Raw genomic sequence first — 13821 nt, 5'->3', positions numbered from 1 at the left:
GGCTTGACCGCATACAGGGCCCGCATGAGAGCGGGACCGCGGAGCAAGCCGGAATAGTCAAGATGCTCAATGTCAGGGAGAACGTTATGGACCGACTGTGCAAGGCGGCGACACGCACCGCACAGGTGTTGGTCGTATCGCGCCACGAAGCCTATGGATTTGATCCGGCCCAGTTCGGCTCTGGCTGGGAGATTCGCCACATCCAGCAGATCCGGGATCTTAGCCGGGTAGTGCGGGGCAGCGCGCCGATGGCCGGCGTGCTCGATCTCGAGACGGAATACAGCGATGCCGAGCTGACGCAGCTCGAGCAGAGCCTGCAATACCTGCACGTGATGTGGGTGGCGATCACGTCGTCGCGCATGCTGGAAGACGAACGCGTGCGCCGGCTGATACGCGACTACTGCGTGGACTACGTGCGCACGCCGTTTTCGTTCAGCGAACTGCTCTACACGCTCAAGCATGCCCATGGCATGGCGTGCCTGCATGGCGCGCGTAGCCACGAACTGATCGGCCACGGTCCCATGATCGGCGAGTGCGCGGTGATGCGCAGCATGTTCCGCTCGCTCGCCAAGGTCGCGCACAACGAGGCGCCCGTCTTTATCTCCGGCGAGTCCGGCACGGGCAAGGAGTTGGCGGCGCAAGCCATCCATGAAGCCTCGAGCCGGCGCAAAGGCCCTTTCGTGGCGATCAACTGCGGCGCCATTCCCCCGCACCTGGTGCAGTCCGAACTGTTCGGCTATGAGAAGGGCGCGTTCACCGGCGCCAACCAGCGCAAGATCGGCTGGATCGAGCAGGCGCAGGGCGGTACCTTGTTTCTCGATGAAATCGGCGACCTGCCACTGGAAAGCCAGGTTGCCCTGTTGCGCTTCTTGCAGCAAGGCACCATCACCCGGCTTGGCGGCCACCAGTCGATCCCGCTGGATTTGCGCATTATCTCGGCGACGCACGTGGACCTGGTCGCGGCGCAGTCGGACGGGCGCTTTCGTGCCGACCTGTTCCACCGGCTATGCGTGCTGACCTTGTCGATCCCGCCGTTGCGCGAGCGCGGAGAGGACATCCTGCTGCTGGCCAACTCGGTGCTTGCCGAGCATGGCCACGAGGCCCATCGGCGCATTCGCGGATTCTCGCCATGTTCCACCCAGGCCATGATGCAATACGAGTGGCCGGGCAATGTGCGCGAACTGATCAACCGGGTACGGCGCGCCATCGTGATGACCGATAACCGCAAGATCACGGCGGAGGACCTGCAACTGCACGGCGGCAGCGACTCGCCACGCAAGACCCTGGACGCGATCCGCGAAGAGGCGGAACGCGAGGCGATCCGTACCGTGATGGCGAGCCACGGTTTCCACGTGGTGCCGGCCGCGCGCGAGCTCAACGTCTCGCGCGTTACGCTGTACCGGCTGATGCACAAGCACAATATCCGCATCGAAGCACACCCCGGCGCCGGCGAATAGCCGGCGAGGGGACGCACAAGGCAGAAGCGGGCCGCGGCCCGCTTTGCTTTGCTTTGCAGGCTCGCGCCCCCGCGGCGTTCAGAACGTATAGGGGAAACGCAGCGTCACAGTGTAGTTCGGCGCGTCCGGCGTAAGCCCGAGGCCGATCGCGGTGCTCACCGACAAGCCTTTGGTGATCACGTGATTGAAGCCGAATGTCATGGTTGCCACGTTAGCCCGGCTGCCGATCACGGTCTGCGTGATGCCCGAGGTGGTGACCTGCGTGCTGGACGAGATAGCGGCATTGAAGGCCATCGACATCGACGTGCGGTCGTTGAGCGCGAGCGCGAGGCCACCGCCGAACCCGATGGTGTCGCCCAGCTTCACGTCGGCCGGCGTGACTTGCCCCTGCACCGAAGAGATATCGCTCACCGAGCGCTTGATGTTGTAGGTGTAGCTGGCATTGAGGAACAGCACCACGGGGTCATACGTCTTGAGCAGCGACAGCCCGGCCGTCACGGCCCACACGCCGTTGCCCGTTGGCAACCGGTCGGCGATGTTGAGGTTGTTGTTATTGGAATCCGCCGACACCAGCTTGATGCCGAACGGTGTGCGCCCGGTGGGCGCGCGCACGCGGATGCTGCCGACCACGTCAGGCGCGGCGCCGCTCTCGCGCAGGAACTGGTAGTACAAGCCCATGCTGATATCGCCCAGCGCCGTGGTGCTGAGCGTGGCATCGGACAGGCTCGAGGCGGAGCCGCCCGCGCCGCCGGAGATGAAGTTGGTGTTGCGGTACATCACCGGCAGATCGAAGTCCATCGACAGGCGGTCGGACAGGCCGTAGCGCGCGATGGTATCGTACGTGAGCGTGTGCGACTTGGTCTGGTTGAGGTTGATGGTGCCGAGGAAGATGGCATCCAGCGCCAGGAAGCCGGACAGCGACAGGGCGCGCCGGTCGTAGTAGCTGTAGATAAAGCCGCTGTCGATGGTCAGGCGCCGCTCGAACAGTGGCGCATGCTCGCTCTGGTAGACCAGGTCCTTGCTCTGCACGCGTGCCTGTTGCTGTGTCTCGCGCGCATCCGAGCCCACTACCGGCGTGTCGCCGGCAGGCGTCGCCGTGGTCGCGCCGCTCGCGGCGGGGCCGGCGCTCTGTGCCAAGGAGGGAACACCGGCGGCGGCCATGGCGCCACCGGCGTTCCCGTCGGCACTGCTCCCCGTTCCCACTACTACCCCTCGCCCGCGCGCCCCGACCATTTCCAGGTCGTTCAGGCGCTGCTCGAGAGCCTTGATGGTCTTGTCTTGTTGCTCGACCAGTTGTGTCAGCCGTTCGATCCGCTCGTCGGCACTGGGCTGGGCGCTGACCTGCGCCCACGCGCCAGCCGAGATCAGCGTACCCGCCAGGGTACCTATCAGAGCGAATTCGGTCTTCATCTTTCCCCCCGGAAATCTGAATGGGCGCGAAGCGGGTGCGCCAGCCCTTTGCATGCTGGATTATCGTCGCATCGTTGCGATTGCCGCTAGTGCGTCCCGCATGCTGGTTTGTGTCAGTTGCCGGATCGTCAGTTGCTGCACCTGCAGCGTAATGTTGGTGAGGTTGAGCACTTGCTGCGCGTCGCCCGTGATGCGCGCCGCCTGCATCAGGCTGCCGCCTTGCGCATTCTGCGTGGCGCTGCCCGCGGCCGACTGGATGGCCAGCGACACGCCGCCGCCTGGTGCGACCGTGGCGCTGGCGGTGATGCCGTTGGCATGTGCCACCTTCGATGCCGGGGTGTTGCTTGCCACGCTCGCGGTCGGCACCGCCGCGATGGGCGTGGTCTGGGTCGTGATGGTGCTGACGTTGCTGGCCGAATTGCCGTCGCCGGCGATCTGCGCGACCTGGCCCACGCCCGCCGCCCGCACCGCGGAGCTGGCTATGCCGCCATTGCCTTGCACATTGCCCGGGGCAAGGCTCTGGACGTGAGCCGACAGGCTCGCCGTGGCCTGCGCGGCCGCGTTGCTGGCGGCGAGGTTGGCGGCGGCCACACGGGCGGTTGCCGTGGCGATCACTGTGTCGTTCTGCCAGCGCGAGACCATTTCCACCACAAAGCCGCTGACCAGGCTCGCCCCCATGTACTTGCCGCGCACGCCGGCCATTTCCGCGTCGGAGACAAGTTCGGCCATCGCTGGCGCTGCCATCACGTCGCTGGCATCGTCAGCCTCGGAGGACGCGAGCGCAAGCGTTGGCGTGACCAGCGCCATGCCGGCGGAGCAGCCCAGGCAGAGGAGGCGATGCGCGGTGTCCATGTCAGAAGTAATCCATCCGGATCAGGCCAAAGTCCAGCGCCGCGGGCACCATGCCCCCGGCCAGCGCGGCGTTGGTCCGGTTGCGCAAGGCGGGCGCGGCGATGTCGAGCAGCGGCGAGTTCGGATCGAACGGCCGGCCGACGATGGCGAACACCAGCCCGTTCCAGTTGGCAGCGAAGTCCTCCTCCTTGATGATGCGATTGCCCAATGCCGGATCGGCAACGAACACGCGCCCGTCGATGGCCTTGCGCACCACCACGAAATGCAGGTAGCCGTTGACGTCAAGCAAGGTGATGACCGGGATCTTGAGTTGCCGCAGGGCGCTGTAGTCGACGCGGAACCCCCGTCCGCGCAAGCCCAGCGTTTCGACGTAGTTGCGCATGTCGAGCATGGAGAACCCGTTCTTGACCACGGTATCGGCGTCTGAGATGCGCAGCATGTCCTCGACGATCCTGGGCTCCGCCAGGTCAAAGCCGTAACCGTAGCGCAACAACGTGCCCACCGCGGCCGCGCCGCAACTGAAGTCGAGTTGCTGGCGCATCATGTTCTGGTAGCGCATCTCGAGCATGCTCTTGACGGGCTTCCTGAGCATCGGCTGTCCGTCGATGTCGATCGTCATCGTGCTCTGACCATAAGCGCTGAATGCCGCTGCTAGCAGCACGCATGCCCCGATCACGCGGAATAGCGCGCGCATGACACTCCCCCTTGGGCGGGTTGAGCCGGCGCCCCCCCGGGGCCCCGGCTCTCCTGCCGCGTTCGCGTTCTTGCCGCCGTGCTCAGTGGGTCGCCGTGGAAATGGCGAGCCCGTTGCTCTGCGCGTTGCCGGCCCCGGCGGCGATATTCACGCCGATGTTGCCCACTGCGTTGGCCAGAGCGCCCCCGTTGAGCGTGGCGGCGTTGTTCGGCCTGCAGCCGCACATCGACAGGTCATTGCCGTAGGTAGCCTGGTCATTGGACGCGGTTGCCTTGGCCAGTGCGCCGACGGGCTCCCCGCCTTTGCGGCCGCCGCTGCCCATATTGACCGAGGCCGCCAGCGCATTGCTTTGCAGGTTGCCTGCGCCCGCGGCGATGTTCACGCCGACGTTGCCCTTGGCCCCGGCAAGCATGTTATCGCCCATGCTGGCGCTGTTTGCGGCGCCGACCATGTGCATGCCGTTATCCCCGGTCTTCTGGCTGGAGAACACCTGCGCCGAGGCGAAGACATCCGACGCGTCGATGCTGGCCAGCGCGGCCTGGTTGGACTGGCCGTTGCCCGCGCCCGCGGATATGTTCACGCCGATATTGCCTTGCGCATTGAACAGCGCGTTGCCGCCGCCGAATGCGCTATTGCTGGACGGGCCGATGCGCACGTTATTGTCACGCGCGCTTTGCTGGCTGTTGACCACCGCGCCAGATTCGGACCTGAAGTGGATATCGCCCCAGGCAAAGCCGAAGCCACGGACATAGATGTCGTTGCTGATCGCTGTCTGGCTGTAGATATCGGCATCGTCCGGCCGGTCGAAGTAACTGAAGCCGCCAGCAAATGCGCTGCCTGAAAGCGCAATGCCCGCTGCGATGGCGAGGATTTTCGTTCTCATGATTTTCTCCTTCCCTGCTTAGAAAAAAGTGCCCGCCGGGGGACGGAGCACAAAAACGTTGGACGAGACATTCCCCGATCCTGCCGTCTGGTTCAGCTGCACCAGGCCTGTTGCGTTGCGGTAGGCATCTGTCTGGATGATTGCCTCGCGCTGACCCGTTGCATGGCCCGCTGAACCCGGGCGACTTCCTCCGGCCGATTCCGCGGCTAGCAAGCCGTCGGAGATGGCTTCGATCCTGACGCTGGCGGCCGGCGCCAGCACTGCCGCATTGATTTGCACGTTGCCGTTGCCGCTGGCCACGTTCGCCGAAAGCAGTCCGCTGCCATTGGCGAAGGCGCCGCCACCGATCTGGCTGACCGCGCCCGTCGCGGGCGCGGTTGCGCCGGCACGCTGCTGCGATTGCACGCTGGCGCTGCCACCGGCGATGGCGGCCTGGTTGCTTTGCGCATTGCCGCTGCCCGCGGCCAGGTTCACGGCGGCACGACCGGCAACGCCGGCGAGCGCACCGGCATCGATGCGGGTGCTGTCGGAGCCGGCGCCCTGGACCTGTGCGTGGATCGGCATGCAGGCAAGCGTGAGGCCGGCAAGCAAGACGGCGTGCCTGGCGTGCGCGGTGTGGATGCGGGTCATGGCCGGCCTCCCACCGCAAGCGGCGCCAATCCGTGCATCAAGGCGCCAGTCATGTTGCCGGTAGCCTGCGCGACCTGGCCGGCGATGCCGCCCGAAACGCCTCCAGCACCGCTGCCATTAGCCAGGCCCTCGATCTGGCTGGGCGCCAGGGCCAGCCGCCCGGTGGCGGACTGGCTGGCGCCGGACACGGCGGTGCCGGCGGTGTTGCGGCCTACCGCGGCAGCGAGATCGCTGTCGGTCAGGTCGCTGGCCACGGCAGTGGCGGACTGCTGGAAACGTGCGGACGGAAACGGCTCGGCAGCGGCGGCTATCGGCATGTCCCCCTGCGGAATGCCGCGATAGGCAATACGCGGCTCGACGCTGCGCAGAACGACGATATCGCCTGGATCTGCAATCGCGGAGAAGGAAGCAAGGGCGGCGACAAAAGCTGCAAGACCGATGGCGCAGGCCGCGCCAGTCGATACGAACGCCTCCGCGCCGTCATTCGCGCTGGCGGCTGACGCATGGCTGAACTCACTCCCACGTTGTAGGACTCGTCGCGTCATTTTTATATGTCTCCCTGTGGCGAACAGAGCGACAAACGTGCCAATACCCGGCAATCGAGCACTGGCAACGGTTTGCGGGTGGTAGGCAAGAGCGCGCGGAAGTTCCCCGAGAGAGGAAGAACATTTTGGTTGCAGTGCTGTAACGCGGCATTGCCGATGGCACCGGCCCAAAGCGATGGCCGACTGGGCGCACGGCCATGCTGAGTCAGGCACGACGACACGCCATGAGCGCCCGCAAGGGCGGGCCGGTGCTGGTTGCATCGCTGAAACAACGCAGGGGCCGGCTAGCGTGCCGGCCCGTCTTTGGTGCTGGCAGCAACGCGGGCGGCCCCGGTCGCTTGCGCCTCGTCTGCGCCGCTTTGTGCGCGTTCAGCGGCGCGAGATTGCATACGCAGAAACGGGTACGCTCCGAGCTTGCCGGAGCGTGATGCGCGGGTTGGCGGCATTGGCCTGGGCGCGCGGTTGCGAAGCTGTCGACGCTCAGGCCGACAGTACCGGCATGGCGGGTGGAGCGAGGTGCGTCGGCGCGGTGCCGGCGGTGTGCCCGGCCAGTGCACCGGAAATCGGCTTAGGTCCCGGCTGGCTGCGTTCGCACCCGGCGGCGGCGAGCAGGCCGAGCGCCAGGAAGACGGCGGTGCCAAGGCGGCGGAGGGTTTTCCGGTTCATGGTGCCTCCTTCTGGTTGTCGAAAGATTGCGTGCGGGAGGACGGTGCTAGCACGGTTGGGAGTTGCTGCCAGCCGGTCCGGTGGCGCGCCCCGCCTGCGGCGAGAGGGCGCGTTGCCCGCCTTTCAGTCTAGCCGTTCACCGCCCGGACCGGGCCGGAACCGGGTCGTGAGCCGCGCCCCGGCGGCTTGGGCAAAGCGCGGGATGGGCTGTATCATGAACCTTGGAACGGATAACAAAACGGGAGATGGCTTCGTTGGAGTCCCATCATGTTGCGCTACGCCGTGGTTTTCTTCGTCATCGCCATGATCGCGGCCGTGTTTGGCTTCGGTGGCATCTCCGCTGCGGCGGCCGAGTTTGCCAAGATCCTCTTCATCATCTTCCTCGTACTGTCAGCGGTGTCGTTGATATGGGGCCTGAGCAAAGACCAGCGCTAGGGCAGGTCGCCGGACCATTCAGCCGCCGGACCAACAACGGGATCCACGCGTGAATCCAGCAGATTCCCCGGACCAGTCCCTGGACCGCACGCCACCCACGCCACGCGCTCGCGGCATCGGCCACTGGCTGCCCGATCGCCATACCGCCGCGCGCACGGTCAGGGTGGTGCTGGCCGCGATCAGCGCGTGGCTGGCGCACCGAGCCGCGAGCAAGGGCGCGGCGCTGTCCTTCTATATGCTCTTCTCGCTGGCGCCGGTCCTGGTGCTGGTGATCTCGATTGCCGGCATTTTCTTTGGCGCGGAGGCGGCACGGGGCGAGATCTTCTCCCAGATCGACGACCTCGTCGGCGCCCAGGGCGCGGCCGCCATCCAGGAAATCCTTGCCGCCACGCACCGCTCGGGCGGGGGCGGACTGGCCGCGGCCATCGCCACCGGTATCCTGTTTGTCGGCGCCACCAGCGCCTTCGCGGAGCTCAAAGGCAGCCTGGACGAGATCTGGGAGACACCGGCGCCGCAGGGTGCCGGCTGGCAGCAACTGCTGCGGGCCCGCTTGCTCTCGTTCAGCCTGGTGCTGGTGCTGGCCTTCATGCTGCTGGTGTCGCTGATCGTCAATGCCGCGCTGGCAGTGGTCGACCGGTTTTGGGGGCAGATGTGGACGCAATCGTGGTTTGCGCCCGTGGCCGACGTGATCTCCACGGCATTCTCCTTTGTCGTGGTGACCCTGCTGTTTGCCGTGATCTTCAAGATGCTGCCCAATGCCCGCATTGCCTGGCGCGACGTAATCATGGGCGCCATCATCACCGCGCTGCTGTTTTCCGTGGGCAAGCGGCTGATCGGGCTCTACCTGGGCAATAGCGCCGTGGCCTCGTCCTATGGGGCCGCCGGTTCCGTGGTTGCGTTGATGCTGTGGGTGTATTATTCGGCACAAATATTCTTCTTCGGCGCTGAGCTAACCCGCCAATACGCGCTGCAATTCGGCAGCTTGCGAGGGCAAAGCGTCAGCCCGCCGCCCGATCCGCGCGCGGCCGGTCCCGCGAACCGGTAAAATACGGCCCGATTCCCTTCGTGCATGCCCGCAGTGCCCGGCCCCCGACCGCAAGCTGATGGTCGCGCCGGCCCCTGGCGCCGGTCCGCTGCGCCCCGGGCCCCTTTTTCATCCTCTGTTTGCCGAATCCATTGCCGTGAGCTCGCTCGTATCCGAAATTGCGCGTCGTCGCACCTTTGCCATCATTTCGCACCCTGACGCGGGTAAGACGACCCTGACCGAAAAACTGCTGTGGTTCGGTGGCGCCATCCAGGTCGCGGGCGAAGTGCGCGCGCGCAAGGCCGACCGCCACGCCACCTCCGACTGGATGGAGCTGGAAAAGCAGCGCGGCATCTCGGTGACCTCGTCGGTGATGCAGTTCCCGTACCGAGAGAACATCGTCAACCTGCTCGACACCCCGGGCCACGAGGACTTCTCCGAAGACACCTACCGTACGCTGACCGCGGTGGACTCCGCGGTGATGGTGATCGACTCGGTCAACGGGGTGGAAGCGCAGACCATCAAGCTGCTCAACGTTTGCCGCCTGCGTGACACGCCCATCATCACCTTCATCAACAAGCTCGACCGCGAAGGCCGCTCGCCCATCGAGCTGCTCGATGAAATCGAGGACGTGCTGAAGATGCAGTGCGCGCCGATGACCTGGCCGATCGGCATGGGCAAGGCCTTCCGCGGCGTGTACCACCTGATCGACGACCGCGTGCAGCTGTTCGATCCGCACGGTGAGAAGGGCACCTCGTCCATGGTCCAGGGCCTGGACAATCCGGAGCTGGACCGCGTGCTGGGGACCCAGGCGGAAGAGCTGCGCATCGAGATCGAACTCGTGCGAGGCGCCTCCCACGCCTTCGACAAGGAGGCCTTTCTCAGCGGCAAGCAGACGCCGGTGTACTTCGGTTCGGCCGTCAACAACTTTGGCGTGCAATCGCTGCTTGACGCATTGTGCGAGCTGGCGCCGCCGCCGCAAGGCCGCAATGCCGAGTCGCGCGCCGTGGAGCCGCAGGAGCCCAGGTTCAGCGGCTTCGTGTTCAAGATCCAGGCCAATATGGACCCGCGCCACCGCGACCGCATCGCATTCGTGCGGGTCTGCTCGGGCCGCTTCGAGCGCGGCATGAAGGTGCAGCACGTGTCCACCGGCAAGACCATGGCCATCAACAACGCCATCACCTTCATGTCGCAGGACCGCAATACGACGGAAGAAGCGTATGCCGGCGATATCATCGGCGTGCCCAACCACGGCACCATCCGCCTGGGCGACGCGTTCAGCGAGGGCGAGGCGCTCAAGTTCACCGGCATTCCGTCGTTCGCACCGGAGTTTTTCCGCCGCGCGCGCCTGAACAACCCGCTCAAGGTCAAGCAACTGCAAAAGGGCTTGCAGCAGTTGGCGGAAGAGGGCGCCACGCAGATGTTCCGCCCGATCGCCTCCAACGACCTGGTGCTGGGCGCGGTCGGTATCCTGCAGTTCGATGTGGTGGCGCACCGCCTGGAGCACGAGTACGGTGTCGACGCGATCTTCGAATCGCATGATTGCGCCACCGCGCGCTGGCTCAAGGGCGACCCCGCGGAGATTGAGAAGCTGATCGAGAAGGCCGGCCACAATGTGGCGCTGGATGGCGCCGGCGACCACGTCTACCTGGCGCCCAGCATGGTCAACCTGCGCCTGACGCAGGAGCGCTTCCCCAAGCTGCAGTTCATGGAGACGCGCGAAATCGTCTGATTTCGCGCTGCTGGAGCGATCTGGCACAAGCGCCGCCCGCCCGGGCGGCGCGTTTAATCCAGGCGCAGCAGGAAGTGCAGGACCAGCGCGCCGCCGGAGCACAGCACCACCGCGTTGACCATGCGCAGGAACTGCTCGCGCGACAAGCGCAGCGTGATCCTGCGCCCAGCCCACAGGCCCAGCGCCATCGCCGGCGCCAGCAACAGCGCCAGCTTGATGATGGCCGCACCCGCATACACCCCCGCCAAGGCAAACAGCACCAGCCGCGTCAGCGTACTCACGCCGTCAGCGTGGACTGCGTCATGCGCATGGCGTCCTTGCCCAGCCGGCCCGACAGGTAGATCGCATACAGGAAGCCGCCGCTGCCGAACATGGCCGAGCAGACGCCGCCGCCCAGGCCAAAGGGCAGCGCTGCGCGCGGCGTAAAGCCGGTTGGTCGCTTGCCGGCAAGCGACCAGATCGCATATCCCATCGCGAACACGCCCAGCAGCAGCGGCAGCAGTTCCGATTGCAGCTTGAGTAGCAGTGCCGCGCCCACCAGGCTGCCGGCCAGCATGCAGGGCAGCAGCCGGCCAAGCTCGGTGCGGTCGGCGGCGCGGCCATCACGCAGCAGGGCAAAGGCGGCGGCCGTGCAGTCCATCAGCGCCAGCAGCGGCACGATCTGGCTCACCGGCATCAGGTAGGCCAGCAGCGGCCCGGCCACCAGCGCGGTGCCGAAGCCCGCCATGCCGAAGATCACATAGGCGCCGGCAACCGCCACGCACATGGCGAGGTAGGTGGGCAAGGAAACATCGGACAGCAGGGGGGTCAGGTCCACGGAGTTTGGCGTCAGGGTTGCGTGCCCCACAGCATAGGGACGCATGCTGCCGCGGACCAATATCAAAGCGCCCCGCGATCCATCGCAAAGCGGCATGGCAGCGCGCTGGGCGCGGCGTGCGCGCCATGGCACACTGCGCGCACGATCCAGGCCGATGCCAGCCCGTCCGTCCCATGAGCCCGCCCATTCAATGAGTCCGTCCCTCAAGCAGCTACGCTACTTCGTTGAAATCGTCGATGCCGGCAGCTTCAGCCTGGCCGCCGAGCGGCTCTTTATTGCGCAGTCGGCGCTGAGCCGGCAGATCAAGGAGATGGAGGGCATGCTGCAAGTGGTGCTACTGGTGCGCAAGCCGCGTCATGTGGAGACCACGCCGGCCGGCCGCGCCTTCCTGGAAGCGGCACGCCGCATCCTGGCCGAGCTGACCGAGGCCTCGGCGCAGGCGCGCCAGGTCGAGCGCGGCGAGCAAGGCGCGGTGCGCCTGCTGCATTCCAGCTCGGTGCCGCTGACGCCGGCCTGCACGGCGGTGCTGCGCGAGTACCAGGCTAGGCATCCGGGAATACGTTTCGAGATCTCGCAGGCGTCCAGCGAACAGCAGGCGATGGAGATCGAAGAAGGCCGCGCCGACCTGGGCCTGGCGCGCGAGCCGCTGCTGCGCCGGCTGCCTGGTGTCGACGTGGATCCTCTCTACACGGAACGCCTGGCGCTGGCGGTGAGCAGCGCGCATCCGCTCGCGCACGAGGAAAGCGTGGCGCTGGCGCGCTTGCGGGAGGAGGCCTTCGTGTCGCTGCCGCATCCGGACCGGGGCGGCCTGAGCCAGCGCGTGGCGCAGTGCTGCCTGGAGCACGGCTTCTATCCGCGCGCGGCGGCAGCGATCTCGCGCAAGCTCTCGCAGCTGGCGCTGGTGGAGGCCGGGTTTGGCGTGGCCTTGGTGCCGGCTTCGCTCGGCCGCATGGTGCCGCCGGGCGTGCGCTGCGTACCGCTGGCCGATGCCGGCTGCGATACCCGCGTACTGCTGCTGTCGCGCCGCGCCGCGGCGCCAGCCACCGCGGCGCTGGCCGACAGCCTGCGCGCGGCGCTGTCGCCGCAATAAGCCAGCGAGGCCTGGATCGAGAACGTGCGCGGCATGCCCACGTTTTTGCCCGCTTTCGGCGCTGAAAGCACCTTGGCGCATTCTTGAACTTGCGGTGCGTGCCTTCCCGGCAGGGGCATTGCATCATTGTTGATACATGGAAGGGCTGGCCAGGTGATGCATGCGGCTGCATACATCGCAGGGCTCGGATAGAATGCGTCCCAGCTTTGCCCCGCCGCCCGTCCCGTCATCACCACCATCCATGTCGACCCCTGCTTCCGTTCCGGCCCCCGAGCCGGATTCAGTTTTTCGCGATCCTTCATTTCGGCTGTTCTGGTTTGCCCGCCTGTGCACCACCATCGGCTACCAGATCTTTACGGTGGCGGTAGGCTGGCAGGTCTACGACCTCACCCGCGACCCGTTCATGCTCGGCATGGTGGGCCTGGTGCAATTCCTGCCCTCGGTGATGCTGCTGCTGATGTCCGGCCATGTGGCCGACCGCTTCGACCGGCGCCTGATCGTGCGCACGTGCCAGACGCTGGAAGCGCTGATCGCGGTGTCGATGGCGGTGGCGAGCCTGTCGGGCTGGATCTCGCGCGATCACATCTTCGTCTTCGTCGCCCTGATGGGCGCCACCCGAGCCTTTGAGACGCCAACCCTGCAGGCGCTGCTGCCCAGCGTGGTCACGCCGCGCCAGTTTCCCCGCGCGGTGGCGCTGTCCAGCTCCGCCACGCAGACGGCCATCATCATTGGCCCAGCGCTGGGCGGCTTCGCCTACGTGGCCGGCCCGGGCGTGGTCTACGCCATCAGCGCTACGCTGTTCGCCGTGGCGGCCTGCCTGGTCACCGCGCTCAAGCTGCGCCAGGCCGCGCAGCGGCTGACCACGCCGGTCAGCATCGCCACGCTGTTCGCGGGTTTTTCGTATATCCGCAGCCGGCCGGTGCTGCTTGGCGCGATTTCGCTGGATCTCTTTGCCGTGCTCCTGGGCGGCGCCACCGCGCTGCTGCCCATCTACGCGCGCGACATCCTTCATACCGGCCCCTGGGGCCTGGGCCTGCTGCGCTCGTCGCCCGCCATCGGCGCGCTGGCGACCGCGCTGTGGCTGGCCCACCATCCGATGAACCGCCGCGTGGGTCGCGTCATGTTCGGTGCCGTGGGTGTCTTCGGCGCGGCGACGATGGTGTTCGGCATCTCGCACTGGCTGCCGCTGTCGATGGCGGCGCTGGTCATGCTTGGCGCCTCCGACATGATCAGCGTGGTGGTGCGCTCCACGCTGGTCCAGCTCGATACGCCCGACGACATGCGCGGGCGTGTGGGCGCTGTCAATTCGGTCTTTATCGGCGCGTCCAACCAGCTTGGGGAGTTCGAGTCCGGCGTGACGGCCGCGCTGTTCGGGCCGGTTGGCGCGGTGTTGCTTGGCGGTATCGGCACGCTGCTGGTGGTAGTGGTGTGGATGCGCCTGTTTCCCTCGCTGGCCTCGCGCGACCGCCTGCACGATCATCCCGTCACGGCCTGAGCATTGCCTGCGTATTGTCGAACCCGGCCGGTCCGAGCACCTGCCGGGTGCAGCGCCCGATCTCCTCGCGCACCAAAAGCGTACCCAATTC

The 13821-nt window shown here is 66.5% G+C and carries 15 protein-coding genes; 6 read left to right on the top strand and 9 right to left on the bottom strand.

What is annotated here, in order from left to right:
- Window positions 1-86: 86 nt before the first annotated feature.
- A complete protein-coding gene (locus ACGLHR_RS19025) occupies window positions 87-1457 on the top strand; it encodes a sigma 54-interacting transcriptional regulator (protein ID WP_400095850.1) in 1371 nt (456 codons plus the stop codon).
- 78 nt (window positions 1458-1535) lie between these two features.
- Here ACGLHR_RS19025 and ACGLHR_RS19020 read toward each other — a convergent pair whose 3' ends face one another.
- From ACGLHR_RS19020 to ACGLHR_RS18990, 7 genes are all read right to left on the bottom strand, one after another.
- On the bottom strand, window positions 1536-2867 hold the full coding sequence (locus ACGLHR_RS19020) for a transporter (protein WP_400095849.1): 1332 nt from the start codon (window positions 2865-2867) through the stop codon (window positions 1536-1538).
- Between the two features lie 60 nt (window positions 2868-2927).
- Window positions 2928-3719, bottom strand: coding sequence for a hypothetical protein (locus ACGLHR_RS19015; RefSeq protein WP_400095848.1), 792 nt, complete (start codon window positions 3717-3719; stop codon window positions 2928-2930).
- Window position 3720: 1 nt separating this feature from the next.
- The gene (locus ACGLHR_RS19010; RefSeq protein ID WP_400095847.1) at window positions 3721-4413 is read right to left on the bottom strand and encodes a C39 family peptidase; all 693 of its coding nucleotides are present in this window, start codon (window positions 4411-4413) and stop codon (window positions 3721-3723) included.
- A gap of 82 nt (window positions 4414-4495) precedes the next feature.
- Complete coding sequence (locus ACGLHR_RS19005) at window positions 4496-5296, bottom strand: hypothetical protein (protein ID WP_400095846.1); 801 nt, start codon at window positions 5294-5296, stop codon at window positions 4496-4498.
- A gap of 18 nt (window positions 5297-5314) precedes the next feature.
- On the bottom strand, window positions 5315-5926 hold the full coding sequence (locus tag ACGLHR_RS19000; RefSeq protein ID WP_400095845.1) for a hypothetical protein: 612 nt from the start codon (window positions 5924-5926) through the stop codon (window positions 5315-5317).
- Window positions 5923-6471, bottom strand: a complete 549-nt coding sequence (locus ACGLHR_RS18995) for a hypothetical protein (RefSeq protein WP_400095844.1) — start codon at window positions 6469-6471, stop codon at window positions 5923-5925. Before ACGLHR_RS18995 ends, ACGLHR_RS19000 begins: the two co-directional genes overlap by 4 nt.
- Window positions 6472-6951: 480 nt before the next feature.
- On the bottom strand, window positions 6952-7137 hold the full coding sequence (locus ACGLHR_RS18990; RefSeq protein ID WP_318231529.1) for a hypothetical protein: 186 nt from the start codon (window positions 7135-7137) through the stop codon (window positions 6952-6954).
- Window positions 7138-7404: 267 nt separating this feature from the next.
- Here ACGLHR_RS18990 and ACGLHR_RS18985 point away from each other — a divergent pair, with 267 nt between their 5' ends.
- The 3 genes from ACGLHR_RS18985 (at window position 7405) to ACGLHR_RS18975 (ending at window position 10328) form a co-directional block, all read left to right on the top strand.
- Window positions 7405-7572, top strand: coding sequence for a DUF1328 domain-containing protein (locus ACGLHR_RS18985; RefSeq protein WP_400095843.1), 168 nt, complete (start codon window positions 7405-7407; stop codon window positions 7570-7572).
- Window positions 7573-7651: 79 nt separating this feature from the next.
- The gene (locus ACGLHR_RS18980) at window positions 7652-8617 is read left to right on the top strand and encodes a YihY/virulence factor BrkB family protein (protein WP_400095872.1); all 966 of its coding nucleotides are present in this window, start codon (window positions 7652-7654) and stop codon (window positions 8615-8617) included.
- A 136-nt stretch (window positions 8618-8753) separates the two neighbouring features.
- Window positions 8754-10328: a peptide chain release factor 3 gene (locus ACGLHR_RS18975; protein ID WP_400095842.1), complete on the top strand. Its 1575-nt coding sequence runs from the start codon at window positions 8754-8756 to the stop codon at window positions 10326-10328.
- 53 nt (window positions 10329-10381) lie between these two features.
- Here ACGLHR_RS18975 and ACGLHR_RS18970 read toward each other — a convergent pair whose 3' ends face one another.
- Complete coding sequence (locus ACGLHR_RS18970; protein ID WP_400095841.1) at window positions 10382-10609, bottom strand: hypothetical protein; 228 nt, start codon at window positions 10607-10609, stop codon at window positions 10382-10384.
- A complete protein-coding gene (locus tag ACGLHR_RS18965; protein WP_400095840.1) occupies window positions 10606-11145 on the bottom strand; it encodes a TSUP family transporter in 540 nt (179 codons plus the stop codon). The genes ACGLHR_RS18970 and ACGLHR_RS18965 overlap by 4 nt, the downstream gene beginning before the upstream one ends.
- Before the next feature lie 190 nt (window positions 11146-11335).
- Between ACGLHR_RS18965 and ACGLHR_RS18960 the strand changes: the two genes are divergently transcribed.
- A complete protein-coding gene (locus ACGLHR_RS18960; RefSeq protein ID WP_400095839.1) occupies window positions 11336-12235 on the top strand; it encodes a LysR family transcriptional regulator in 900 nt (299 codons plus the stop codon).
- Window positions 12236-12476: 241 nt separating this feature from the next.
- On the top strand, window positions 12477-13730 hold the full coding sequence (locus tag ACGLHR_RS18955; RefSeq protein WP_400095838.1) for an MFS transporter: 1254 nt from the start codon (window positions 12477-12479) through the stop codon (window positions 13728-13730).
- Window positions 13731-13821: the final 91 nt, after the last annotated feature.

The organism is Cupriavidus sp. CuC1, from assembly GCF_044627735.1.
Taxonomy (GTDB): Bacteria; Pseudomonadota; Gammaproteobacteria; order Burkholderiales; family Burkholderiaceae; genus Cupriavidus; species Cupriavidus ulmosensis.
The sequence above is the reverse complement of the archived record's forward strand: the minus strand, read 5'-3'. Positions and strand labels throughout refer to the sequence as shown.

Excerpts from the sequence above, each read along its gene's own strand:
- ACGLHR_RS18990 (WP_318231529.1), bottom strand. The coding sequence starts at position 7,137 with ATGAACCGGAAAACCCTCCGCCGCCTTGGCACCGCCGTCTTCCTGGCG.
- ACGLHR_RS19005 (WP_400095846.1), bottom strand. The coding sequence starts at position 5,296 with ATGAGAACGAAAATCCTCGCCATCGCAGCGGGCATTGCGCTTTCAGGC.
- ACGLHR_RS19015 (WP_400095848.1), bottom strand. The coding sequence starts at position 3,719 with ATGGACACCGCGCATCGCCTCCTCTGCCTGGGCTGCTCCGCCGGCATG.
- ACGLHR_RS18985 (WP_400095843.1), top strand. The coding sequence starts at position 7,405 with ATGTTGCGCTACGCCGTGGTTTTCTTCGTCATCGCCATGATCGCGGCC.
- ACGLHR_RS18995 (WP_400095844.1), bottom strand. The coding sequence starts at position 6,471 with ATGACGCGACGAGTCCTACAACGTGGGAGTGAGTTCAGCCATGCGTCA.
- ACGLHR_RS19000 (WP_400095845.1), bottom strand. The coding sequence starts at position 5,926 with ATGACCCGCATCCACACCGCGCACGCCAGGCACGCCGTCTTGCTTGCC.
- ACGLHR_RS18960 (WP_400095839.1), top strand. The coding sequence starts at position 11,336 with ATGAGTCCGTCCCTCAAGCAGCTACGCTACTTCGTTGAAATCGTCGAT.
- ACGLHR_RS19020 (WP_400095849.1), bottom strand. The coding sequence starts at position 2,867 with ATGAAGACCGAATTCGCTCTGATAGGTACCCTGGCGGGTACGCTGATC.
- ACGLHR_RS19025 (WP_400095850.1), top strand. The coding sequence starts at position 87 with ATGGACCGACTGTGCAAGGCGGCGACACGCACCGCACAGGTGTTGGTC.
- ACGLHR_RS19010 (WP_400095847.1), bottom strand. The coding sequence starts at position 4,413 with ATGCGCGCGCTATTCCGCGTGATCGGGGCATGCGTGCTGCTAGCAGCG.
- ACGLHR_RS18955 (WP_400095838.1), top strand. The coding sequence starts at position 12,477 with ATGTCGACCCCTGCTTCCGTTCCGGCCCCCGAGCCGGATTCAGTTTTT.